21 protein-coding genes and 1 pseudogene are annotated in these 23,760 nt (G+C 60.8%); 7 read left to right on the top strand and 15 right to left on the bottom strand.

What is annotated here, in order from left to right:
• The first annotated feature begins 46 nt into the window (after positions 1 to 46).
• From IG197_RS30900 to IG197_RS30885, 4 genes are read left to right on the top strand one after another with little or no spacing between them, the layout of a single operon-like run.
• The gene (locus tag IG197_RS30900; protein WP_192320717.1) at positions 47 to 1,486 is read left to right on the top strand and encodes a tyrosine-type recombinase/integrase; all 1,440 of its coding nucleotides are present in this window, start codon (positions 47 to 49) and stop codon (positions 1,484 to 1,486) included.
• A complete protein-coding gene (locus IG197_RS30895; RefSeq protein ID WP_012092606.1) occupies positions 1,486 to 3,294 on the top strand; it encodes a hypothetical protein in 1,809 nt (602 codons plus the stop codon). Before IG197_RS30900 ends, IG197_RS30895 begins: the two co-directional genes overlap by 1 nt.
• A complete protein-coding gene (locus tag IG197_RS30890; RefSeq protein ID WP_015647726.1) occupies positions 3,291 to 5,435 on the top strand; it encodes a hypothetical protein in 2,145 nt (714 codons plus the stop codon). Before IG197_RS30895 ends, IG197_RS30890 begins: the two co-directional genes overlap by 4 nt.
• On the top strand, positions 5,432 to 5,806 hold the full coding sequence (locus IG197_RS30885; RefSeq protein WP_012092604.1) for a hypothetical protein: 375 nt from the start codon (positions 5,432 to 5,434) through the stop codon (positions 5,804 to 5,806). Before IG197_RS30890 ends, IG197_RS30885 begins: the two co-directional genes overlap by 4 nt.
• Positions 5,807 to 5,818: 12 nt before the next feature.
• On the opposite strand, the gene merBA is transcribed toward IG197_RS30885, so the two are convergent.
• Genes merBA through IG197_RS30865 form a run of 4 tightly spaced genes read right to left on the bottom strand, consistent with a single transcriptional unit; the run spans position 5,819 to position 9,041 of the window.
• On the bottom strand, positions 5,819 to 8,056 hold the full coding sequence (gene merBA, locus IG197_RS30880) for a bifunctional organomercurial lyase/mercury(II) reductase MerBA (RefSeq protein ID WP_012092603.1): 2,238 nt from the start codon (positions 8,054 to 8,056) through the stop codon (positions 5,819 to 5,821).
• Positions 8,053 to 8,301, bottom strand: a complete 249-nt coding sequence (locus tag IG197_RS30875) for a hypothetical protein (RefSeq protein ID WP_012092602.1) — start codon at positions 8,299 to 8,301, stop codon at positions 8,053 to 8,055. Before IG197_RS30875 ends, merBA begins: the two co-directional genes overlap by 4 nt.
• Positions 8,302 to 8,595, bottom strand: a complete 294-nt coding sequence (locus IG197_RS30870) for a heavy-metal-associated domain-containing protein (protein WP_012092601.1) — start codon at positions 8,593 to 8,595, stop codon at positions 8,302 to 8,304.
• Positions 8,596 to 8,615: 20 nt separating this feature from the next.
• Positions 8,616 to 9,041 carry a mercuric transporter MerT family protein gene (locus tag IG197_RS30865; protein ID WP_012092600.1) on the bottom strand — a complete coding sequence of 142 codons (426 nt, stop codon included), beginning with the start codon at positions 9,039 to 9,041 and terminating at the stop codon, positions 8,616 to 8,618.
• A gap of 85 nt (positions 9,042 to 9,126) precedes the next feature.
• Here IG197_RS30865 and IG197_RS30860 point away from each other — a divergent pair, with 85 nt between their 5' ends.
• On the top strand, positions 9,127 to 9,567 hold the full coding sequence (locus IG197_RS30860) for a helix-turn-helix domain-containing protein (RefSeq protein ID WP_012092599.1): 441 nt from the start codon (positions 9,127 to 9,129) through the stop codon (positions 9,565 to 9,567).
• Here the strand turns inward: IG197_RS30860 and IG197_RS30855 are convergent.
• The gene (locus IG197_RS30855; protein WP_192320715.1) at positions 9,550 to 9,690 is read right to left on the bottom strand and encodes a hypothetical protein; all 141 of its coding nucleotides are present in this window, start codon (positions 9,688 to 9,690) and stop codon (positions 9,550 to 9,552) included. The two genes, IG197_RS30860 and IG197_RS30855, sit on opposite strands and share 18 nt — an antisense overlap.
• 751 nt (positions 9,691 to 10,441) lie before the next feature.
• Between IG197_RS30855 and IG197_RS30850 the strand changes: the two genes are divergently transcribed.
• Complete coding sequence (locus IG197_RS30850; RefSeq protein ID WP_093037070.1) at positions 10,442 to 11,017, top strand: SOS response-associated peptidase family protein; 576 nt, start codon at positions 10,442 to 10,444, stop codon at positions 11,015 to 11,017.
• A gap of 71 nt (positions 11,018 to 11,088) precedes the next feature.
• On the opposite strand, the gene panC is transcribed toward IG197_RS30850, so the two are convergent.
• From panC to IG197_RS30830, 4 genes are all read right to left on the bottom strand, one after another.
• Positions 11,089 to 11,955, bottom strand: coding sequence for a pantoate--beta-alanine ligase (gene panC / locus IG197_RS30845; RefSeq protein WP_093037067.1), 867 nt, complete (start codon positions 11,953 to 11,955; stop codon positions 11,089 to 11,091).
• Positions 11,952 to 12,797, bottom strand: a complete 846-nt coding sequence (panB, locus tag IG197_RS30840; protein WP_093037064.1) for a 3-methyl-2-oxobutanoate hydroxymethyltransferase — start codon at positions 12,795 to 12,797, stop codon at positions 11,952 to 11,954. Before panB ends, panC begins: the two co-directional genes overlap by 4 nt.
• Before the next feature lie 441 nt (positions 12,798 to 13,238).
• On the bottom strand, positions 13,239 to 13,499 hold the full coding sequence (locus tag IG197_RS30835) for a thioesterase family protein (protein WP_334155710.1): 261 nt from the start codon (positions 13,497 to 13,499) through the stop codon (positions 13,239 to 13,241).
• A gap of 109 nt (positions 13,500 to 13,608) precedes the next feature.
• On the bottom strand, positions 13,609 to 14,769 hold the full coding sequence (locus IG197_RS30830; protein ID WP_093037061.1) for an iron-containing alcohol dehydrogenase: 1,161 nt from the start codon (positions 14,767 to 14,769) through the stop codon (positions 13,609 to 13,611).
• Positions 14,770 to 14,819: 50 nt separating this feature from the next.
• On the opposite strand from IG197_RS30830, the pseudogene IG197_RS36950 reads away from it, so the two are divergent.
• A pseudogene (locus tag IG197_RS36950) lies at positions 14,820 to 14,954 on the top strand (hypothetical protein); the annotation flags it as partial.
• Positions 14,955 to 15,286: 332 nt separating this feature from the next.
• On the opposite strand, the gene IG197_RS30820 reads toward IG197_RS36950, so the two are convergent.
• The 6 genes from IG197_RS30820 to gorA all read right to left on the bottom strand — a co-directional run bounded on the left by IG197_RS30820 (position 15,287) and on the right by gorA (position 23,705).
• The gene (locus IG197_RS30820; protein WP_093037055.1) at positions 15,287 to 16,723 is read right to left on the bottom strand and encodes an aldehyde dehydrogenase family protein; all 1,437 of its coding nucleotides are present in this window, start codon (positions 16,721 to 16,723) and stop codon (positions 15,287 to 15,289) included.
• Positions 16,724 to 16,848: 125 nt separating this feature from the next.
• Positions 16,849 to 18,363: a class I adenylate-forming enzyme family protein gene (locus tag IG197_RS30815; RefSeq protein ID WP_093037052.1), complete on the bottom strand. Its 1,515-nt coding sequence runs from the start codon at positions 18,361 to 18,363 to the stop codon at positions 16,849 to 16,851.
• Between the two features lie 269 nt (positions 18,364 to 18,632).
• Complete coding sequence (locus tag IG197_RS30810) at positions 18,633 to 19,322, bottom strand: glutathione S-transferase N-terminal domain-containing protein (protein WP_093037049.1); 690 nt, start codon at positions 19,320 to 19,322, stop codon at positions 18,633 to 18,635.
• Between the two features lie 13 nt (positions 19,323 to 19,335).
• Positions 19,336 to 20,988, bottom strand: a complete 1,653-nt coding sequence (locus IG197_RS30805) for an FAD-binding oxidoreductase (protein WP_093037046.1) — start codon at positions 20,986 to 20,988, stop codon at positions 19,336 to 19,338.
• Positions 20,989 to 21,258: 270 nt separating this feature from the next.
• Entirely contained in the window at positions 21,259 to 21,525 is a 267-nt protein-coding gene (locus IG197_RS30800) for a hypothetical protein (protein ID WP_139274565.1), read from the bottom strand.
• A 797-nt stretch (positions 21,526 to 22,322) separates the two neighbouring features.
• Positions 22,323 to 23,705, bottom strand: a complete 1,383-nt coding sequence (gorA, locus tag IG197_RS30795; RefSeq protein WP_093037043.1) for a glutathione-disulfide reductase — start codon at positions 23,703 to 23,705, stop codon at positions 22,323 to 22,325.
• Between the last annotated feature and the right edge of the window lie 55 nt (positions 23,706 to 23,760).

Raw genomic sequence — 23,760 nt, 5'->3', positions numbered from 1 at the left:
GGCTCGAGCCCGTCCCGGCGGGAAAATCGCGGCCGAGGAGAACAGGATGCCCCAGCTCTTCTTCACGGATCTTTCGACGCTGCGGCAGTCTGTTACGGTTGATGGCGTCGTCCACAGGCTGTCGGTGGATGAAGTCGCAGCCGCCGAGAAGCTGAACCTCGTGGACGGCATGCCGTTCATTCTTGGCGATGACGACAGCTACGATCACGACCTGAACCGGTTCTTTCGAGCTTGCCCCACGTTGGGGGTTCGTTCGCCCAACAGCTTGCGCGCCTATGGTTGGGATATCCTGATCTGGATGCGCTTTCTTGCCGAGCGCCGAGACAACAGAGCCCTCTGGGCGGCTGATCGGCACGATGTCGCAGCCTTCCATGCGGCGCGACGTCTGGCGCTTCCTCCGGCGCGCATCTCGGCCGCGAGCTGGAACCGGTCGGTAGCAGCGCTCGACAAGCTTTACCGATGGGCTCTTGAAGAGGGAATGATCGCCAAATCGCCTTTCACCTATCGGCAATCATGGCGACGGACGAACGGCGGCGGGGCCATAGCGGTCGCTGCCAATGTTGCCACCGAGCGCGGCGCACGGACACGCGATATCCGGTTCCTTTCCCTGGATCGGTATCTCCTGTTTCGCGAGATCGGCTTGCGTGGTCGTCTTCCAGACGGGAGCGAGGATCCCACCTGGCAGGGCCGCAACAGCGAGCGCAATGCGTTGTTCGCCGAATTGCTCGTCACGACGGGCCTGCGGCTCCAGGAAGCGGCAAGTCTGCTCTGGATCGAGTTCCCGAGGACGGAGCCGGTCGGTGCATTGAGGAGCCGATCTTTCCGACTGGCGCCGGCCATTGCCAAGGGTAGCAAGGGGCGCGAGATCCGCTTGCCCGAGCGCGTGCTGAAGCGTCTGCATGAATACGCGGCGTTGGAACGGACCAATGTCCTCATGCGCCTTTCGCAACCGCGCAATAGGTCAATCGAACATCCGATCCGTGTCGTCAGCCACGATCGGGGAAGGCTCCTTCTGGAAAAGGACACAGTTCGAGCCAGAGTCGACGTGCTGGCGCCGCGCGAACGCAGCCGCTTGGTATGGGCGGAAACATCCGAACCATTGTGTCTTTGGCTGGCGGAAGGGGCGCGGCCCATGCCCCCGGCCGCTTGGGAGGTGGTCTTCCGGAGGGCAAGCGTACGGTGCAGGCGGTTCGGGATCGACCTCGACGTCACTCCGCACATGATGCGCCACACCTTTGCGGTTCATATGCTGTCGCTGCTCGTGCGTGAACAGATCGGATGGGTACTCGACGAACGCCGATCCCATATCGGCGCGGCGCACCGCCGCTTGATTGGCGATCCTCTTCTGAAGTTGCAGCGTTTGCTGGGCCATAGCCGCATCGAAAGCACTCACATCTACCTGGATTGCATGGAAGAAAGCCAGGAAATGATCGACGCTGCGGTCGAGGCCTGGGAACTGCGCGTTAATGCTGGTGGACCCCTGTGATGAAACGCGGTCGTCGTGCCACCTTCCCAGTTGGAATCGAATTGTTCGACACTCAAGAGGAAAATCCGCAAAATCCGCTCGTCTTCGTCCTTCGGACGGAAGATGCCGGGAGGATCGACGTCAATCTGTCTTCCTGGCCGCTGACGGCGCTGACCCATGAGGTTGCGCCATTCCTGCAGGAGTATCTCCACCGGATGGGGCCGGCACCACTCTGGAAAACCGCAGGCACCTTTATCCGCCGTCTGCGGCGGTTCTGGCTGTTCCTGGAAGGGGCGTCGGTAAAACCTCGTCGTCTCGACGACTTAACTCCGGCGGTAATCAATGCCTATGAGGACTGGCTGGAGCAGAACGGCGGCGAGCGACCCAATCAGCGCAATGTGCTCGGTGCTCTGATCGGGGTGCTGCGCGTCGCCGCCGAGCTCAATCCTGAAAGGCTTCCGCCCGAAACACTGTTGCGCCTGAAATACATCGGTCACGGCGAGCACGGCGTCTCAAAGCCGCGCGATGCCTACAGTGGGAGGATTGCCTCGACGTTGCTGCAGGCAGCGATGCGCCAGATCATCGAGGCTCGCGACCGGATAGCGACGGGCGAGGCTCTGCCTCCCCCACTTCTGGATGTAGGCCGTGATCCAGAATTGCGCCGTCGCTATGACCTAGTGGTCGAACAGATTGTGACGGCGGGAGTAGTCGCCGGGGAAGGCGCGCTGTTCGACAATCTGCGCTACCACGCTCATAGATGCGGGCTCGAGCCGCCTCCGGTCGAGGAACTGCATGCCGGCTTCCATCTGACCCGGTACGATGTCGTCGGCTTCCTCGTCTGGCTGTCCTTGACGACCGGCATGGAGATCGAAGCGCTGCGTGGGCTTGAGGCTGACTGCTTGCGCAATCCCAACCGGGGTTATGTCGAGATCGAGTATCGAAAGCGGCGCGCGCATCATGCCCAGTGGAAGCGCTTGCGTGTCCGCGATGGCGGACGGGAGACGCCCGGAGCCGTCCTGCGGCTGGCGATCAAGCTGACGGAAAAGGCTCGGCAGCACACTGGATCGAGCAAGCTCTGGATCACCTGGAAGCCGGGGCGCCTGTCGTCGCCGAAAAAGCTGGGGACCTGCGTGGCCGCGTTTGTCGAGAAGTACGGAATCGTCGATGACGCCGGAAAATCGCTGGCGCTCAATCTCTCCAGGCTGCGCAAGACCCAGAAGGCTGACTGGTATAAGCGGACCGGAGGGCAGTTGGAGAACTTTGCCGTCGGCCACACGGTAGCGGTGGCGGCCAACCATTATGCCGACATCCCCGCCCTTCGGCATCTGCATGAGCAGACGATAGTCGAGGCACTGACCGACGCGATGGCGCCGGCTCTGCGACCTTGGATCGTTGTGCCCGCGGATGAAGCCCGGCTGCGAACCTCAGCCGACGCGACCGGGCTGCCGGTGCCGTCGGAAAAGATCGGCCCGCTCCTGGACGGAGAGCAGGATCTTTGGCTGGCGGCGTGCAGCAACTTCCGCGTCAGCCCTTTCGGTCGGGAAGGCGAAGCCTGTCCGACGCCGTTCTGGGGGTGCCTGGAATGCTCCAACGCGGTCATTACCGCACGGAAACTACCGGCGCTGATCGCGTTCCAGGCGTTCATGGACGAGCTGCGGGAGGCGTTGCCTTCTGGCGACTGGAACGAGAAATTCGATCGGCCATACCGCAGGATCACGGAGCAAATTCTGCCGATGTTCCCGTCCTCCGTCGTCGGAGGCGCACGGGTTGAGGCGGCAGAATCCTCGGCGCGGTTGCTCTATCTTCCGCCGGAGGCTTACGGCTCATGACCACTACCTCTCCTTTGAACGATGAGCGTGCCGTCTCACGCCTCAGGGTCGATGACGACATCGTTTTGGCTTCGATGCCTCTCAGGGATGGTACCGACCGAGCGGCGCTCTCGCGGTTCGGCGATGATGTCTGGGATATGGCGCCGGCGATGTTCAACATGGCCAGAAAGGCCTTTCGAACGGTCGACTTCGGCGTGATCCCCTGCGCGGCAGAGCGGTTGCTTGCGAAGGAATACATCTATGCCTGGATGAATGAACGGCGCGCCGACGGTGAGCCGCGGTTGCGGCCAGTCTCCGGCCATACTGCGCTTGCGACGCTGCGCCGGTTCCTGGACTTCGTGCGCTCGCGGATCGGCAAGCTCGATCTGGCAAACGTCGATCAGGATTTGATCGATGCATACGCGACCCATCACCGGGCGCGGCCGATCACGCCGGGGCGCGTGGGTGTGTGCCTCAGGCCCATCGTCCAGCTTCATCGCCTGGCGCCCTATCTGACGTGCGGTGGCATCACCTTCACCCCGTGGCGCGGCCGACCGGTCTATCGGGCAACCGGCCAGGGAACGCGCTGTTCGGAAAACCGGACCGCGCGCATCCCGGAGCCGGTCATCGGCGCAATGCTGCGATGGGCCTTGAAATATGTCGAGCACCTCTGCGACGACATCTTCACTGCCCGGGCTGAAGCCGATGCACTGAACAGCCGGTTCGCAGCACGCTCGCGCGCCCGCCACACGCGGCCCGCGGTAATGCTGGCCTCCTGGATCGACAAGCGTCGCGAGGAAGGAAGAGGCATTCCTGTCTGGGAAAGACCTCTTTCGATCGGGGGGCTGACCGGCAGATTGTCGCGGGGCGGCAGGTTTGATGGCGAGGTCATCAATCTGAAGCTCCTGACGATGCAATGCGGGCTGCATCTCACCACCGTCCACAAAGATCCGGCCCTGTTGTCGATGGTTCATGATGCTGTCGACGAGCTTGGGTTCGAGGTGGGCGGGATGGACACGCCGATCTCCCCGGATCCCGACACGGGGCGACCGTGGCGGGAGCGCTTCGATGCCATCAGCCTGGCGCGGGAAGAACGGCACCTGCAGACGGCCGCCTATATCGTGTGTTGCTATCTGACGGGCATGCGCGACGGTGAGGTGCAGTCGCTGCGATCCGGCTGCCTGAAACGGAATCTCGACCGGGACGGGCGAACAGAAAGGCTGGCGATCGAGGGCGTGACCTGGAAGGATCGCGGCGCTCGCGGCGAACAGGTCGAATGGATCACCATCGAGGCCGCCGTCCAGGCGATCCGGGTTGCCGAGCGTCTTTCGGAACGATTCCGCCGGAATGCGGGGACAGAGCGGCTATGGCTTGCCCTTGACGACCGCGAGACGAACAATGCCGAGACGCCGATACTCATCGCCAAGAAGATCAACCAATTCCGAGAACATCTCGATGAGCGATATGGCGCGGACGATAGTCCTGTGATCCCCCGAGTGGGAGAAGACGTCTGGCGCTTCAACACCCGTCAGTTCAGGCGAACGCTGGCCTGGTACATCGCGAACCGGCCCTTCGGGGTTGTCGCCGGCAAAATCCAGTACAAGCACGCCTCCGTGGCCATGTTCAACGGCTATGCCGGCTCGTCCGCATCCGGCTTCAGGCAGGAGGTCGAACAGGAACTGGCGCTCGGACAACTCGACGACATCATCGACTACTTCGAAAACCATCGACGCGGTCACGGTCCAGGCGGACCCGCCGGTAAGCGCGTCGGCGTGGAACTGGAGCGGGTCGGCCGCGAACTCGGCCCGCTTCCGGGGCAACTGGCCGATCGCAAGCGCCTGAAGGCGATGCTGGCGCATCTGGCGCGCACGCTGCATGTCGGATATCTGAACGACTGCTTCTTCGACCCATTGACGGCGCTCTGCCTGCGGGAGTCTGAGAAACCTTCAGCCTCGGTGCCGGTCCTGTCGCGATGCGCGCCCGACCGATGTCCCAACGCCTGCCTCGTCGAGCGACATCTCCCGCCATGGGAAGCCTCCATTGCACAGGCGGAGGATCTTCTCGCCGACAAGCGTCTCTCCCCGCTGCAACGCGAAGCGCTGCGCCTGGACAACGACAGAAAACGCAGGCTCATCGCGCCGTTGAAGGAACGCACATCATGAAGCCGGTCAGTGCAGCCACGGAACAGGCGCTTCGTGAGGCGATGGCGCGCCTCCTTTATGGGTGCCCCCGCGTGGCTGATGGCAGGCTGACGGTTGTGAATCTGGCCATCGAGGCAGGTGTCAGTCGCGCGACCGCGAACCGCGCTTCCGAGGTGCTGGAAGCCTTCCGCCATGCAGTTGCCGAGTCGAGAGCCCGGCGCAACGCGACGGATCGGCCGGCGGGGACGGCCCGGGCCGAACAGGAGCGGCGCGCCGTCGAAACCGTGCTCGCCCAGCATCGTCAAGTCCGCGCGCTGTGCCAGCTTATGGAACGGCGGCGCGATAACCGCACCGCCGACGTCATACCGATCATCGGCAGGAAACGCCCTTGACGCCGATTGTGCTCACCCGGCGCAGCAGGAGAGTTTGGCGATGTCCTTGCCGAACGAAAGTGCTGCGAGCTTCAGCCCCTCGACCGTGGTGAGGTAAGGAAAGATCGTGTCCGCGAGGTCATCGACGGTGAGACCCTGGCGGATCGCGAGAGCCGCGGTCTGAATGCTGTCGGCACCTTCCGGCGCGAGGATGTGGGCGCCGAGCAAACGACCGCCAGCAGCATCGGCCACGAGCTTGATAAGCCCACGAGTGTCGCGGGCGGCGAGTGCGCGCGGCACCTGATCGAGACCGATCGTCGAAACGCGGATCTCATGCCCCGCCGCACGCGCCGCCGCCTCGGTGAGACCTACGCTTGCGACCTGCGGATCGGTGAAGACGATAGCGGGCATGGCGCTGTTATCGTAGCGCAGGCTGTCGCCATTGAGGGCGTTCTTGGCGGCGAGCTTGGCGCCATAGGCGGCCATGTAGACGAACTGGTCGCGGCCGGTGACGTCGCCGGCGGCATAGACGCCAGCCTTGGTCGTGCGCATGCGGTCGTCGACCACGATGCCGCCCTTCGCCGAGACGGTGATCCCGTGCTCGGCCAGCCCAAGGCCTTCGATGTTGGGCGTGCGGCCCGTGGTGATCAGCACCTGATCGGCGTCGATCTGGACATCGTGACCGTCACGCGTGACGGTCAGTGACGCTCGGCCCTCGGTTTTGCGGATCGCGCGGTAAGCGATGCCGGAGATAACGGTGATGCCTTCATCCTCGAAATACCCCGTGAGCGCCGCGCCGATCTCGGGCTCGGCCTCGGGGAGCAGTCGGGACCGGCAGACGAGGGTCACCTTGACGCCGGCACGGGCGAACATCTGGGCGAGCTCCGCGCCGATATAACCGCCGCCGATCACCAGCAGCGATCGCGGCAGTTCCTCGAGGTCGAGCGCCGTCGTACTGGTGAGATACGGTACGGTCTCGAGGCCAGGAATAGCAGGAACTGCCGGCCGCGCGCCGGTTGCGATAATGATCTTGCCAGCGGCAATACGCGCGCCGTCAACTTCGACACCGCCGTCGAGGAGGCGAGCCGGCCCGTCGCGATAGGCGATACCATTGTACGCGGGGAGCAGGTCCGCGTATTTGGCCTGGCGCAGCCCAGACACGAGCGTGTCCTTCTGACGAACGGTTCCGCGCCAGTCTGTCAGTTCGGCTTCAGCAGTAATGCCGGCAAAACGTGCCGCCACGCGAGCGTTATGAAGCGTCTCGGCCGCGCGGATCAGGGTCTTCGACGGCACGCAGCCGACATTGACGCAGGTGCCGCCGATGGTGCCACTGCCGATGAGCGCCACCTGTGCGCCCTGATCGGCGGCCGTGATCGAGGCCGAGAAGCCGGCCGAGCCGGCGCCGATGACGACGAGATCGTAAGCGCCTCCATTGCGACCGTTTGTGCGCAAGGGTCGGTTGGCGACCACCAGGCTCTTCGACGCCACATCGAGACCAGCGAGGCTCGGCCCGAACAGAGCACGGCCGGCTTCCAGTCCTTCCTCGATCGACAGCCGGAAACCTGGCTCGTCGGTGGAACGTTCGTCGCGCCAGGCGGAAAGATGCTCGTCCGAGCAGAAAAAAGCGGTCGTCGCGCAGAGCGAGCTCGCGGCGCAGCCGCCTTCATAACGGACGCTCTGCCACATGACGGCCGACTGTGGCTCGACGTCGGCGAGTGCCCGCCCTCGGTCCTGCGTGGTGATCCGGATCAGTGCGCCGCAATGGCCGCAGGGCGAGGCGATCGCGGTGTCGCGATCGGTCATGGCACCGATGCCCAGCGCGTCGACCGCGCACATTGCATTCAGCGTGCGTCCGTCCAGAGTGACCCGATGGCCGGTGTTATGATCGCTGAACGGATAGGCGCCGACGATCAGCTCGCCATCGAGAACGACGAGGTCGCGCCGGCGGAGCTCGTCGAGCAGTGGCCGGATGACCATCTCACTGAGTTTTGTACGCTCCGCAAGCGCGCTTATGGTCGGGGCACCCCCGTGGTCGGCGTAGAGTCGGAGCAACGCAACACGCACCCTGTCGGTGGCGGGATCGTAACCGCTCCAGCGATTGAGCACGTGGTCGGACCCGACCATCGCCTGCAGAGCGTTCTTGACCACAGGCGACGTGACCGCCGACCAATCCGGAAACGTTACGCCCGGTCGAACGGCAAAGCTCGCCAGTGTCGCGGGCTGAGAAACGGCCGGGTTGTCCCGGGAGGAGGTTGCACAGCAATCGTTCATGGCTTCACGCCTTCCTTGCGAATCTTCGTCTCATAGGCCGTGGCTCTTGCCCGGCGATGATGGGGCCCCCACGCGCCGAAGCCGAAGCCCGCGACGATCAGGGGAAGCACCACTGCACCCACACCTGTCAGCCACGTGCCAAGACCCGCCAGAGACAGGCCGACGGCGAGGAGCGGCGCCGCGCAGCAGATCGCGGCGAGGACGGCGCCAACGGCACCTGCGCGGATTACGGCGCGATCAGTCATCTAGCTGCCTTGCTGCGTCGGGTGGGCCGGATAACCAGCATTCATGCTGGCGGCTGCGATGGCATCGGTGCTCGTCTTAGCGTCGTCGAAGGTCACGGTCGCGGACTTCGCCTCGAAGGAGACGGTCACCTTCGCGACACCGGGGATTGCCGCCATCGTGGTCTTCACGATGTAGGGGCACGAGGCGCAGGTCATGTTGTCGACGGCAAACGTCACAGTGCGTTCGGCGGCGAAGGCGGCAGGCGCAGTCATCACCGACGCGATCAAAGTGAAAGCGCTCAAACTCTTCCTCATGGGGTAGTCTCCTCTTGGTGTCAGGCGGAAAGCAGCAGCGGCGCGACGTAGTCGAAGGCGAAAGCAGCGGCGACGAGTACGGTCGCGAACCAGAGCGCGATCTGAACGAGGCGGCTGGGGACGGCGCGCGTGCAGGCAGCCCCATCGGCACAGGCCTGTCGCGGCTTCCAGTAGACAAGGTAGAAGCCGTAGCCGAGCATGCCCGCCGTTGCGGCGACAAACAGTGGCTTGTAGGGCGCAAGCGCCGTCAGATTGCCGATCCAGGCGCCGCCGATGCCGAGGCTGAACAGGACGAGCGGAATGATGCAACAGGACGAGGCGGCGATGGCGCCGAGTATGCCGCCGACGGCGACCAGGCGCTGTCGCCCGGCCTCGCTTCGCTCTGGCGTCGTCAGGTTTGCCGCAGTCGGTGCAACGTCTGCTGGTCCGTGTCGGGATGCATTCATGTTCGACCTCGCTCTTCTTGTCGAAAACCTATCCAGGCGCTAATGTGCGGTCTGTAGCAACTACAGGGTCAAGGGGTATTTTTGGATGCGCGATCACGCTGGCGTGAAAGGCCTCAAGCGCGCCGAACTCGCACAGCGCACAGGGTGCAATCTGGAGACGGTCCGCTATTACGAGAAGGTCGGCCTCCTGCCGGAGCCGCCGCGCACGGCGAGCGGCTATCGCAGCTACGACAGCACCCACGAGCGACGGCTTCGCTTCGTCTTGCGGGCGCGCGAGCTCGGCTTCTCCCTCGATGAAGTCCGTGAACTGCTGCGCCTCGTCGACGAGCGCGACCAGCCCTGCGCCGAGGCAAGCGCCGTTGCCGCCGCGCATCTCGACGACGTGCGTGAAAAGATCGCCGACCTGAAACGCATGGAGCGAGTGCTGAAGGACGTGGTGGCCCAATGCACAGAAGGCAATCGGCGGGAATGTCCGCTGATCGAGACGCTGTTCCGGGAGCCGGCGAGCTCAGCGAAATGCCAGTGAGACAGCTTGACTGTTCAGATAAACGCCGTATTCGTCGTCGACCTTGAAGAGAATAACCGGCACCATCAGGGTGCGGGCGAGGTTCCAGGCATGGTTCTGTGCGAGTGAAAGATCGTGCGACATTGAAGGGCTCCGTCCATGGGCGGGGCCGATCCCCGCTCTGGTGCCCGTCGGGTCCGGGGCCCGGCCGCAATCACCGCGCAGGCGAAGCCGCAGCGGCCGCACGCTCGCGTAGCGGACCCCTTGTGGGTTGATTGGAGGAGGACGGACCTGGACCAGGAAGCCAGCACAGCAAGCGGGGGCGGACCTGCGCGTGGATGGATCCGCACCCAGTCGCATCCTTCCCGGTAGCAGAGAGCCATTGCAGAGACCGGGCTTGACGTGCCCTCAGTATTGTCGCGGCGACCCGCCTCTTCGTGTCATGGCTCAGGATCCGAATGAACTCGATGACGAAGTTCGTGATCGACAATCGACCGGACGACGTCGATATCCATCTCGGCCGACGGTTCTATCCGCGCCACCTCGGCAGCTACCTTTGCCCAGTGGAGGAACTGGCCGTCTTCGATCGCGCGGGATGTTGCGGCAAGCCGTTGTGCCTCATAATAGGCAGTCGGGCCGTGGAGACGGACGAGGCGCCTGGCGTCTTCCCGCCATCGGCGACGGATCGCACGCCGCCTCTCTACCCACGCCAAAATCGCCCTCAGCATCTCAGAAGCACTCCCCCCAACTGCACGAATGCCCCTGCCCGCGTCAGGGATGGACGCCCGGAGGGTGAAGACCCGCACCGCGGGGCTTCAGCTTCGCCGACAGTCCGGTTCCGGAGGAAGACGCCCCACCCCTCGAAAGATTTTGAAGTTCACGCTATCCTTACCGGATGTGCAATGCCTATGAGCAACACGTTCGCTGGGTTGAATACTGCCAGATGATGCAGGCGTTGGAGCTGGAGATACCAACGCAACAGACAGAACTCGATCTGCCCCAGGCGGACGATATCAGGATCAACGATATGGGACCGGTCATGCGTGCGGCCGGCGACATGATCGAACTCGTCCAGATGAACTTCAGCTTCCCGCCATCGGGGCCCAGGGGTGGGCCGGTCTTCAATTTTAGATCGGAAGGGCGAGACTTCGCCGACAGCAAGCGCTGCCTGATCCCGGCATCGGGATTCTACGAATTCACCGGCAAGAAGTACCCCAAAACCAAACATCGCTTCAGCCTGATCGGAGCCCCCTTCATGGCCATCGCCGGGCTATGGCGTGAGGCCCAGGGCAATCACCCAGCCTCCTTCACGATGCTGACGACGAGTCCAGGGCCGGACGTCGCGCCCTACCATGATCGTCAGGTGGTCGTGCTCCAGCCAGATAACTGGGCGGACTGGCTCCGTTTAACCAAGCCGCAGGGCGAACTGCTCAAGCCCACCGGCCGAGGCCTTCCCTGCAATTGCAGTTAATTTGAGAATCCCGCAGCCCATATTCTCATGATTAAATGGTCAACCCGAACCAAACCGGCGCATTCTTTCGGTTAACTGCTAAGCGACAGCAGGGGAACAACTTCGACATTGTCGATCAGTCGTGTGTTGCCGAGCCAGGCGGCCACCAGCAGACGCGCGGGACAGTAAAGTGCGTTCAAAGGCCGAAGATCGGCGTCTGCTCGCAATTCCAGATATTCCACCTCCCGGTAGCCTGCCGAAAGGATGGCAGCGCGCGCCTCAGCCAGTGTCAGGCTGACCGGCGCTCCGTTGGCGATCTGTCCGGCTGCTGTGTGCAGAATCGACGCGAGCTTCGGTGCAGCCAGTCGCTCCGCCAGTGAGAGCCGGACGTTGCGCGAAGAGAGCGCCAGCCCGTCTTCTTCGCGGACTGTCGGACAGCCGATGACGGTGATCGGAATGTCCAGATCCCGCGCCATGCGGCGAACCACATGAAGCTGCTGGAAATCCTTCTCGCCGAAAAACGCGAGATCGGCTCCGGTCTGCAGGAACAGTTTGGCGACGACGGTGGCGACGCCATCGAAATGACCCGGCCGAAACGCGCCGCACAGGCCCTCGCTGACGCCGCCGACCGAAACCGCGGTGGCAAAACCCTCCGGATAGATTTCAGCAGCGTCCGGCGCGTAAAGCAGATGCGCACCCAGTGGCGCCAGCTTTGCAGCGTCCTCCACCTCGGTACGCGGATAGGCGGCAAGATCGGCTGCGCTGTTGAACTGCTTTGGATTGACGAACAGCGTCACGATCACCCGGTCGGCCTTTTCGAGCGCGGCACGCACCAGGCTGAGATGCCCTTCATGCAAGGCACCCATAGTGGGCACCACAGCAATGCTGGCTGCTTCGCGACGCCATCCCGCAACGATCGTGCGAAGATCCGCCACGGCCCTGACAATCGGAACATTCATGCCGCTTCTCCACCCTTGATCGTTTTGGGCTGATCGCGAAAGACATGCTCTGCACCTGGAAAGCGCCGCTCGCGCACTTCGTTTGCGTAGGCTGCGATCGCGGCTTGTGCCCGCTCCCCGAGTTCAGCGTAGCGCTTGACGAATTTCGGCCGGAAGTCCGTGAACATGCCAAGCATGTCGTCGACCACCAGGATTTGGCCGTCACAGGCTGACGAGGCGCCGATACCGATGGTGGGGATGGCAATGTCGGCGGTAATCCTGCGAGCGAGCGCTTCCGGCACCTTCTCCAGCACAACGGCAAACGCGCCGGCTTTTGAAACCGCGTCGGCATCGCGCAAGATGCGTTCCGCATCGTTGCCACGCCCCTGCACCTTGTAGCCGCCAAAAGTATTGACTGCCTGTGGTGTCAGGCCGACATGCGCCATCACCGGAATGCCGCGCGCGACCAGGAACTGGATCGTCTCCGCCATACTCTCGCCGCCCTCGAGCTTGACGGCGGCGCAGCCGGTCTCGGCCATCAGCCGGGCGGCATTGCGAAAGGCCTGTTCGGGCCCTTCCTCATAGGACCCGAACGGCATGTCCACAACCATCAGTGCCCGCTCGATGCCACGGCGCACCGCTTGTGCGTGCATGATCATCATGTCGAGCGTGACGCCCAGCGTGGACGGCAAGCCGTGCAGCACCATGCCAACGCTGTCACCGACAAGCACGATATCGCAGGTGGTATCGACAAGCCTCGCCATCGGTGTCGTGTAGGCAGTGAGACAAACCAGCGGCGTCCCACCCTTGTGTGACACGATATCGGGGGGCGTCAGGGCCTTCACTTCACCTGTCGCGCTCATGGCATTCCTTCCCTTACGTTAACCGCCTGAGGGCGTTTGGCACAATTTTGTGCAGATGCGAAGAACAAAAACTTCATGTCGCCGGAGACGTTGACGGCTGGTCGGGGGCAGTCCACGTTCGTCGGAAGTTGAACCAATCAGCCTCGACGGAGGCTTCGGACACAAGCCGTACGCAATGGAAGATACTCCCTCCAAAAACACTGAGGAGAACCAGAAAACGGGACCAGGGCCACGAAGTGAACGTGGATCTGATTGCGGTGCTTGTTCTGACCCCTACAACAGCGCCATTCCGGGTAAACTGGAGCGTGGGGTAGCTTCTGCGATTGCTGGGCCCGGGGACGGCAAGCAGACTGATTGCTGACAAGCTGACGGCGTCTTGGAGATGTCTCCCTGGTGCCGGTATTCTGACCGCACAGTGAGGAGCGTTGCCGACCTCCTTCCCTAGCTAGACGTGGACGAAGAAGCCTTCAGCGCGGCGATCTCTTCTTCATTCCGAAACAGGGCAACCTCATAGCGAACGGAGGACGTTCCGAGCCTGGCGACGCGGATACCGGCCGTTACCTTATCGGGGAAAGCAAGTTCAGAAAAATAGCGGCACCCGGTTTCGACGACGAGCCCAATCTGGTCGCCGCCATGGATGTCCAGCAGGCCCTCGCCGATCAGCCAGCCATTCACCGCAGTGTCGAACAGCGAATAATGCACCGCATTTGTTCATGTCACCATAGATGTCGTTATCCATCCAGCCGTGGTGATTGTGCGAAACGCGTTGTAGGCATTGCGCGACGTGGGTGAAGACCGCTCGCTCATCGTCTCACCATGCCGCGCGATAGATGGCGAGCGCATCCGGCTCCGAGACATTGCGCGGATTGTTGACCAACAACCGCTGCTGCTTCATCGCATCCGCCGCCATCTTTTTCAGATGCTCTTCGCCGATGCCGACATCCCGCAGGCGCGGCTGCAGGCCAAGTCTTTTCGATAGCGAGGCCAGTTCCTCAATGAACGCCGCGCAGCGCCCCTGCACACCTTCCTCTTGTGCGAGACGTGGGAAAGCGTCCGTGGCGATCTCGGCGTAGAGATGGGCGGCGTCGGGCGCGTTGAAGCACAGGACATGCGGCAGGACAAGTGCGTTCGAGAGGCCGTGCGGGACATGGAACGTCCCCCCGATCGGATAGGCAAGCGCGTGGACGGCGGCCACCGGCGAATTGGCGAAGGCTTGACCGGCGAGCATGGAGCCGAGCAACATCGCCCCCCTCGCCTCGACATCCTTACCGTCAAGCACCGCTTTTTCGATGCTGGCGCCGATGAGTTGCAGGGCCTGTCTGGCCAGCATCTTCGACAGCGGATTGTTGTTGGCGTTCTTCGAGGCATAGGCTTCGATTGCGTGCACCATCGCGTCGACGCCGGTGGCTGCGGTGATTGCCGGCGGCAGGCCCAGCGTTAGTTCCGGATCGAGCACCGCAATGTCCGGCAGGATGATAGCGCTGGACACGCCGCGCTTCTCCTCGTCACCGACGGTAATGATTGAAACCGGGGTGACTTCCGAGCCTGTTCCTGCCGTGGTGGGCGCCAGCACCAGAGGCAGGCGCGGTCCCTTCGCCTGCGCCACGCCCCAGGCGCCGTCGATGTCTTCGCCGGAGCCGAGAAGAAGTGCGGCCACTTTCGCCACGTCGAGCGACGAGCCGCCGCCGAAGCCTGCGACGCCGGTCGCGCCGGCTGAACGACCATTTTCCACCGCCTTCATCACGGTCGCCAGCGAAGGATCGGCTTCAACGGAATCGAAAATCGCAACCGACGCTCCGACGCTTTCCAGTGAGGCGATGGCTGCGTCGCACAGGCCGAGTTTGCGCAGGCCGGGATCGGTCACGAACAGCACCGTCGGGCCCAGCCGTTTGCCTGCGATCGCGCCGAAGCGCTTGGCCGAACCGGCTTCGAAGACGATCGAGGGGGTCGTATTGAAGGTGAAGGCTTGCATCGGGCGAATTCCTCTAGAGTCAGACGGCCGGAACGACTGGCTTTTCGACCAGATCACGCGTGTTCAAACTGATGCCGCCGCAGTTTACGCTGCTGCAGTTGCAGCAGCGCGCGGTGGAGGCGCATGCCGGCCGTCTGGTCCACAAGCAGAATTTTCGCCGGCTGATCGAACAGCAGGAACTGGTGGTTGATCCGCTATCACGGCTTCCTAGGAGGCCCGTGGGAACATCTCTTGCTCTAGTTCAGGCGCCGACCTCGTAGTATCGCAGAGTGCATTATTTGGCAGATCCCGAGCATGCTTCGACCTCACGAAGCGTTCCGGCTGCACGAGCTGCTTCTTCCCTGAGTAATTGGCGCCGCCAGTACCTGCCTGGCAATCGCGGCAGGTGTTATTCGACTCTCGCGCGGCCGAGCGAGGCAAGGTCGCCCCGGCGGGATCGTTCCAGCGGCCTGCGCCATGGGCGAAGCCGTCACGGCGCGGGCACCTCGGGGCTGGTAAGCGGACCGGCATTAGCCCGTCAGGCCAGCGTATAGGCCGTTTTGACGGTCGTGTAGAACTCGGCGGCGTAGCGGCCCTGTTCGCGAGGGCCGAAGCTCGATGCCTTGCGGCCGCCGAACGGCACATGGAAGTCGACGCCGCCAGTGGGCAGATTGACAAAAATCATGCCGGCGTCGGCATTGCGCTTATAGTGCGTCGCATGTTTCAGGCTGGCCGTGCAGATCCCCGAGGACAGGCCGAATGCCGTATCGTTCGCGGTCTCCAGCGCCTCTTCATAATTCTTGACACGAATTACCGCCGCGACGGGACCAAAAATCTCTTCGCGGCTGATGCGCATATTATTGGTTGCCTCGGTGAACAAGGCAGGCTGCAAGAAGAAGCCGGGCGTCTCACGGTTCAGCCTTTCGCCTCCACACACCAGCTTAGCGCCCTCCTCACGGCCAATGGCGATATACTTCTCGTCCTGACTGAGTTGGTTCTCGTCCACCACCGGACCGATCTGCGTTCCCGGCTTGAGCGCGTCGTCGACGACGAGGCTCCTAAGCTTTTCGGTAACTGCCGAGACAAAACGATCGTGGATGCCTTCGGTGACGATCAGCCGTGAGGAAGCCGTGCAGCGCTGGCCAGTTAAGAAGTATGCACCGTTGACGGCGCAGTCGACCGCCACGTTGAGGTCCGCATCATCGAGCACGACCAGCGGATTCTTACCGCCCATCTCGAGTTGGAACTTCCTGCCGTGTTCGACGCAGGAGGCCGCCACACGCCGGCCGGTCTCCACTGAGCCTGTGAAGCTTATCGCATCTACGTCGGGGCTATCGAGCATGGTCTGGCCGACGACCGAACCACGGCCCATTACGAGATTGAGTACGCCCTTTGGCAGCCCGGCGCGGTGGAGAATGTCAACCAGCTCCCAAGCGCAGCCAGGGGTGAGATCAGCCGGCTTGAATACCACAGTGTTGCCGTAGCAGAGCGCCGGCGCAATTTTCCACGCCGGAATGGCGATTGGGAAGTTCCACGGCGTGATGATAGCGATCACGCCGACCGGCTCACGCGTCACATCCACCACGACACCCCGACGCACAGAGGGCAACGTTTCGCCGGCCAGCCGTAGCGTTTCGCCCGCGAAGTAATCGAAAACCTGGGCCGCACGAATCGTTTCGCCGACTGCTTCGGCCAACGATTTGCCTTCCTCGCGCGACAAAAGTCGGCCGAGTTCGTCCTTGCGGGCGAGAATTTCGTCTGCCGCCTTGCGCAACACCGCGTGACGCTCCAAAGGGCTCGTGCGCGACCATGTCGGGAACGTACGTTTAGCGGCGGCGATCGCGGCTTGGGAGTCAGCTCGAGTAGCACGCGCATAGGTGCCGACGACTTCGTTGGTGTTGGAGGGGTTAATGTTCGGCGCGGCTTCGCCTTCGACCCAAGCTCCATCGATCAGGTTAGCATGCAAGGTTGTCATGGCGAGGCGGGTTCTCCATATCGAGTTTTTTGCGGGATTGCGGACCTTGTCGGAGATACTATATGGGTCGGACTCATGGTCCAGAGCGCTTCGGAAGGAAGTGTCGAACCGACAGCTCAAACTATCTAGAGATATTTCTTCAAGTCGTTCTTCTTTATCTTTCCATTCGGAGCGACCGGCAAATCGTGCATAACGATAATCTGTTGCGGCAGCTTATACTGGGCAAGGCGGCTCTTCAGAAAGGACTTAATCTCATCCACCTCGCACTGCCGTTCAGGCAACATTTCAACGAAGGCAATAATTTCCTCATTTCCCTCAACAGGACGTCCGAGCACGGCGGAATTTAGAATGCTGGGATGTGCATTCAGGGCGGCTTCGACTTCCGGAGGATAGACATTGAAGCCGGAGCGAATGATCAATTCCTTTGATCGGCCTTGAATAACCAGTTCGCCGCGTTCGTTGCGACTGACGATATCGCCTGTGTGAAGATAGCCATCCTCGTCGATAACTTCGGCGGTCGCTTTCGGCTGGCGATAGTATCCCAACATCACATTGGGGCCCCGGACCAGCAATTCTCCCGGCTTTCCCTCTGGGACATCGAGACCGTCAGGCCCGACGATCCGGATCTCGACCCCTTCTATCGGTGGACCAATATGGATGTCGTCGGTGCCAATCGAATAGTGAGACCGGCTGATCGTCGGCGACGTTTCAGTCAATCCGTATCCGTTCTGTAAGACCACGCCGAACAGCCGTTCGACATTTTTACGCAGTGACAGGTCGAGCGGCGCGGTGCCCGTGTAGACGTACCGGAGGTTATTTGGCGTGAGCTTTTCGCCCGTCTGTTCAACATGTGCCACCACCCGTGTCAGCATGGCTGGAACGGCGTTGAAAACCGTCAACTCTCCGCTGCGAACAGCATCTAGGGCCTCCTGTAGTGAAAATCGTGGCATAATTTTCATACGCGCGCCAGCGTACAACATGCCTTGCATCAACACGAGCCCGTACGAATGAGATATCGGCATGACACACAGGGCGACATCATCGGGAGCGAGAGACTGTGTTCGTCTTCCCCTGCTTGAGACGAAAATCAAATTGCGATGGCTAAGCATGACGCCCTTAGGGCGCCCCGTGGTCCCGGTAGTATAGATCAGAACGGCGACTTGCTCTGCGGATCCTTCGTGAACTTCTTCCGGCTGGCTGTTCTCATTTAACGGACCAACCGTTACGGCGCCGATATCAGTAAAGAGCCGAACATCAGCATTGCCGTCGTCCGCATTTTGTGCAGACAAGTTGGAATCGGTGCGAAATATACGCCGCGGCTGGCAATCCTCTTCAATAAGGGCAAGTTCATGCTTGCTGAGCCGGGCATTCGCTAGCACCGCCCATGCATCCAACCGGCTTGCTGCATACATTAGAACCACAGCCCTGATCGAGTTTTCGCAGATGATCATCACCCGATCACCCTGCCGAACCCCGAGTTGTCGCATTTCATCAGAGACAGCTGCGACCGTGTCGATCAGCCGGCGGAAGGACCAATCAATCCCGTTTTCATCTGTAAAGGCGATACGGGAGTCGCCGAACGTTGCCCCTTCCTCCAAGATCATATGAATGCGACGAGGCAGCTCGGCCAAAAAATCCATCTCAATTTCCCCAAATCCTGATAGCCTGCGCGGCAATTGGTATATCCAATTTGGTCATCCAATTTACTGGCTGTCAAGTAGATAGTGGATCCATCAGCCGAGTTCGTGGTCACGTATTGGGCGATTTCAAACGGCATTTCGGCCGCGCAAAATTTCCAAGATCCTGCGCCAGCCCCATAGGGACCGCCCTGCATCAACTGCCCCTACGCGGCCTCAGGCGCGACGAATAGACCGCCGCGCCTGAGGCCTGGGAGGATTTTGTGTGATTGTTACGAACTGCCGTTCTTTCCGAACATATTCTTCCAAGCGTCGGTGCCCGGCTTCGCTTCCCACTGCTTGCTGTCGGACAATGTGTCTATGCCCGCACGAACCCCCGGACGGTCTTTGATCGCCTGGTACCAACGATCAATGTTCGGGTACTCCGACAGGTCGCGTCGATGCAATTTCCGCGTGCGAACCCAAGGGAATGTGCTGATGTCAGCGATAGAATACTCGCCGGCGAGATATTCATATTCGGCAAGGCGCTTCTCGAGAATGTTGTATATTCGACCAACTTCCCGGTCGTAACGTTCGATGGCGTAATCGATCTTCTCAGTCGCATACACCATGAAATGATGTGCTTGGCCCAGCATTGGGCCCATCGTGGTATTCTGAAACACAAGCCACTTTAGCGTATCGTATCGTTTTTCCGGGTCCTGAGAAAGGAACTTTCCGGACTTTTCCGCAAGATAGAGTAGAACAACCGCCGATTCAAAAACAGCGTAAGGCTTGTTGTGCGGGCCATCGTGGTCAACGATGGCCGGCACTTTGTTGTTTGGATTGATCTTCAGGAATTCCGGCTCAAATTGCTTTCCTGCGGTTATATCAACCGGAATAACACGGTACTCCAAGTCCAGCTCTGCAAGCATTATAGCGGCTTTATACCCGTTGGGGGTTGGCCAGAAGTATAGATCAATCATCGCTGAAGAACCCCTATCCGACGATCTTGAGCCCTGTGGGCTTGTCGACGATCAGCCCAGGATTCAACATCCACTTCGGGTCCAGCTCGGTCTTGGCGGCTGCCAGCACACGGCGGAACAACGGATCGACTTCTTTGTCGTACCAAGGACGGAACGATTTGCCGACAGCATGATGGTGCGTGATGGTGGCGCCGAGCTCTATTAGGGCGTCCGACGCCACGTCGTGGAGCATCGAATAGGCTTCGAGGCTGTTGGCATGTGTCGAAGGAGCCATGATCGAGTAGTATGGAGCCGGACCGTCCGGATACAGGAAGGAGAACCTGCGGCAGACGATGCCACCGCCAAGATGTTCCTTCTGGGCCGTTCGCACGCGACGCATGATCTCGGTATCGACTTCTTCGAACCGATCCCAAGTATAGGCGGTTTCGAACGTGAAGCTCACGATTCCCATCGCAGCGCGCGTATGCATCAGCCGGGGCAGATACCTGAACTGGTGCCGCCAGTTACCCTGCGGCCCGCTGCGGCTGGTTTCCAGCGCGTTGTCTGCTGTTCCCGCGCGCTGCTTCACGACGCCACCGAAGTCCTTGCAGATTTCGAGACCACGCTCCAGCCATGCGTCCACCGGATGGTCGGCGGATTCGAAGCCCAGCAGCAAGACGGAATCGGTGCCGTCTCCAGCGCCGTAGAATTTGGCGTCCTGCTCGTCGAGATAGCGAGCGTTCGCCGGGAACAGTCCCGCTTGGGTGATTTGACGGACGGCCTTGGCACCCTCATAGAACGACTTGAAGGAGATCGATGCATTCGCACGGAATTTCACACGCCCCTGCAGACGCATCCATGCATCAGTGATGATGCCCATCGTGCCTTCAGACCCGATGAACATGCGATCCGGATTTGGTCCCGCACCTGAGGCAGGCAGCCGGCGATTCTGGATCGTCCCCGCTGGCGTGACGACGCGCAGGCTTTCCACCATGTCGTCGATATGCGTGAGATGGGTCGCATAGTGACCGGACGACCGGGTTGCGATCCAGCCGCCCAGCGATGAGAATTCCCACGATTGCGGAATATGGCGCAGGGTGAGGCCGTGCGGCTTCAGTTGTTCTTCCAGAGCCGGCCCGAGAATGCCTGCCTGGATCCGCGCGCAGCGTGACACAGGGTCGATTTCGAGAATCTGGTTGAGGTTGCCCAGGTCAATAACGACCACGCCGGGAAAGGCGTCGCGCTCGGGACCCCAGAAGCCTCCTGTGACGCTCGATCCACCGCCATACGGTATGCATGCATAGCCGTTTTCGCCACACCAGTCGAAGATGGCGGCAATATCTTCTTCGTCGCGCGGATAGGCCACGACGTCCGGAGCCTTCTTGAAATCGCGCCGGTAGATAAGGGTCATGTCCTTAAAACCCTTACCGTAGGTATGGACAACTCTGTCCCACTTTTCCGTGGTGCAGAAATCTTCCAGCGTTCGCGGGATCTTTATGCGCGACGGATAAAGTTCAATCTCATCAAGGGTCGGGTCCGAGAGAACTTCGATATCCTTAATCCCAAGCCGCTGCTCCACGCGGTCTCGCATGGTACGGATTTCGTCCTGGGAGTTATCTTCACCTTCATATCCCCACGACCAGAATTTCCTTCGCGTGCCATAGTAGCCGCTCTTTTCCTTCGCCACGGCGCTTCCTCCTTCGAGATTTTCGACGTCCAACCATCCAGGTGCGCATCGTTTGGGAAAACATCGCGATCTGGTTTGACCAATTTGGCATATCCAGTTTTCTCAGTCAATGGCTCTCGGAGCAGATCACGCTCCGAACTGCGCCACCGCTATAGTCGCGACCTCGCTTAAGGTCGCCATTGGGGGCGCACACGCTTCCACCGCCATGGCCGTGATCGGGCCAATTCCCGGCGTGGTCCGAAGGTGGGTGTATCCTCCCCGCGTGGGGCTTCACGGCGAAGGATTTCTCCAGCTCTCCAATCTTCGCGGCTCAACCGGTCGACCTGCTCGAGGTACGCGACCAAGGTCGAGGACCAGTTGGGGCATCGCTGGTTCGGCGGCATCAATCGCGGCAGCTAAGGTTTTCAGGTGAGCCGGACCTTGTGGTGCGATGATGCCGCGTTCGGCAAGATGCCCGCGCAAAGCGTCGATCAGCTGCGTCCGCTGGCGCACCTGCACCGACCAGACCAGATACGCCAGCTGAACGTACTCAAGCATCCCTTCGGGCGTGACGGTTTATGTTGCGAGCACGCCGGTCGACTTCCGCAAAGGGGCCGCGCTGTCGGTGAAGGCGGCCTGAATAGAAGCGGCCAATAACTAAAGGAGGTCCCACCCCGCCAATTGCAGCCAATGGCAGGAGATGGCGAAACGGTCACCCCGTCGCTTCCAGAACCTGATGTGTGGACCGGCATGGCGTTAACCAATGTCATCGGGGCTTTGAGGTGGAAGCGGCGAAAACCCATCAACCCATCGAGGCTCGCGGCGAAGACGTTGTCCAGCCGCATCACGCAGCCGGATATACATCAGCAGTTGTGACCATCGATCCTGATCCAGCCGACTGTTGCAATTGGGCGGGGTCCATATACATCCGCACATGGAGCCTCCGAGATCCTGTGGCTATTCAGAGTGCTGCGGTTGACTCAGAGCACTTCGATTAGGAAATGCGTGGCTCGACAGAGGCATGTGCTAATATGTCCTCGTGAATGCTGATCGACATAAATTGCTGATAAATCGACGAATTGTTCTCACGAGTGAAAATGGATGAGTTGAAGGCTGCTGGAAGTTGCCAGCAGCTGAGACGTCCAAATAGCTTATCGCAACGCCTTCGAATCCATCGTTGACTATTATCCACACGCGGTTAGAGGGGCTGTTCATGTGATTAGCCGTTATTAGCTTTCATGGTAGCAAAGATGAGAGCTGCGAGCACCCCTAAGACCGAAGTTCGACCGCCTCAGCATGGTCTTCCCAGCGCATTGAGGTGAAGCAAGAAGAGTCCGACTGACTACACAAATGCATTATCGAACGCAGCGCTTGGTCGGTGTCCGCATCGTGACAAGTTCTTCCGCCGCTGTTGGATGAAGAGCCATTGTTGCATCAAAGTCCTCCTTTACGGCTTTCATTCTTATCGCAATCGCAACTGCCTGGATGATCTCCGCCGCGCCTGATCCGACAATATGGCAGCCGACAACCCTCCCGGAATCTGCATCTACGACGAGCTTCATCATCATTCGTTCGGAGCTGTGGGAGAGGGCGACCTTCATGGGCCGAAAATCCGTTTTGTAGATGTCCACCCTTTCAAACAGGGCACAGGCTTGTGCCTCTGATAGCCCAACGGATCCGACTTCCGGACGCGAGAAAACCGCAGTCGGGATATCCGCATAGTCGACCTGCGTGGGACGCTCGCCAAATACCGAATCTGCAAAGGCCTGGCCCTCGCGCACCGCTACAGGGGTAAGGTTTACGCGGTTTGTCACGTCGCCGACCGCGTAGATATGGGGCACATTGGTCTGCGAGTTCTCGTTGACCGCGACGCCGCCGCTGTCAGGGCTTAGCGCAACGCCAGAATTCTGGAGATTTAGGTCCTGCGTGTTGGGCTTTCGTCCAATCGCAAACATGACTTGGTCTGCGACGAGCTGTTCAGCGTTTGAAAGACTAGCTTTCAATAGCCCGCTGCTTTCGTCAATCCTGTCAACCCTGTTGATCCAGCAGGAGGTGACGACCAGAATTCCCTGCTCCTCCAGAGCACGACGAACATGTGCCCTTACGTCTTCATCAAAACCGCGCAGGATGTTGTCGCTGCGACAAACCAAGGTCACTTTCGAACCGAGACCGGCGAATATGCATGCGAACTCAACCGCAATGTAGCCCCCTCCTTGAATTAGGATCCGCTGCGGCAGTTCACGAAGCTCAAAGACCTTGTCGGACGAGATGACATGCTCGATGCCAGGTATTGCCTCCCCGTGGTTCGGCGTGCTGCCAGTGGCAATAAGTATATTTCGAGCGCGCACCGTCTCCCCATTGGCAAGACGCAAGGTGCGTGCGTCTTGGAACGTTGCGCGCTCTTTCACTAGGCGCGCTCCCGAACGTTCGATCGTCGACGTATATGCCATCTCGAGACGGGCGACTTCCCTGTTTCTGTTTGCCGTCAATACTCCCCAATCGAATTTTGCTGGGGGGACCGACCATCCGAAGCCAGCCGCGTTCCCGATCTCTTTCTGGAGATCTGAAGCGTAGACCATAAGCTTTTTTGGTACGCAGCCACGGATAACGCAGGTGCCGCCGACCCGATCTCCTTCAGCAACGATGACCTTGGCTCCATAGCTAGCAGCGACCCGTGCGGCGCGGACCCCGCCTGAACCACCACCAATTACTGCCAAGTCAACATCAAAATCGGCCATCGTACCCTGCGAGTTCAAAAAATTTGCGAAAACAGCCTGGGCGCTTTTCGCACCG

Origin of the sequence: Aminobacter sp. SR38, assembly GCF_014843375.1 — a bacterium.
Taxonomy (GTDB): Bacteria; Pseudomonadota; Alphaproteobacteria; order Rhizobiales; family Rhizobiaceae; genus Aminobacter; species Aminobacter ciceronei.
Note: the sequence above shows the minus strand (reverse complement) of the source record. Positions and strands in the feature narration are given on the sequence as shown.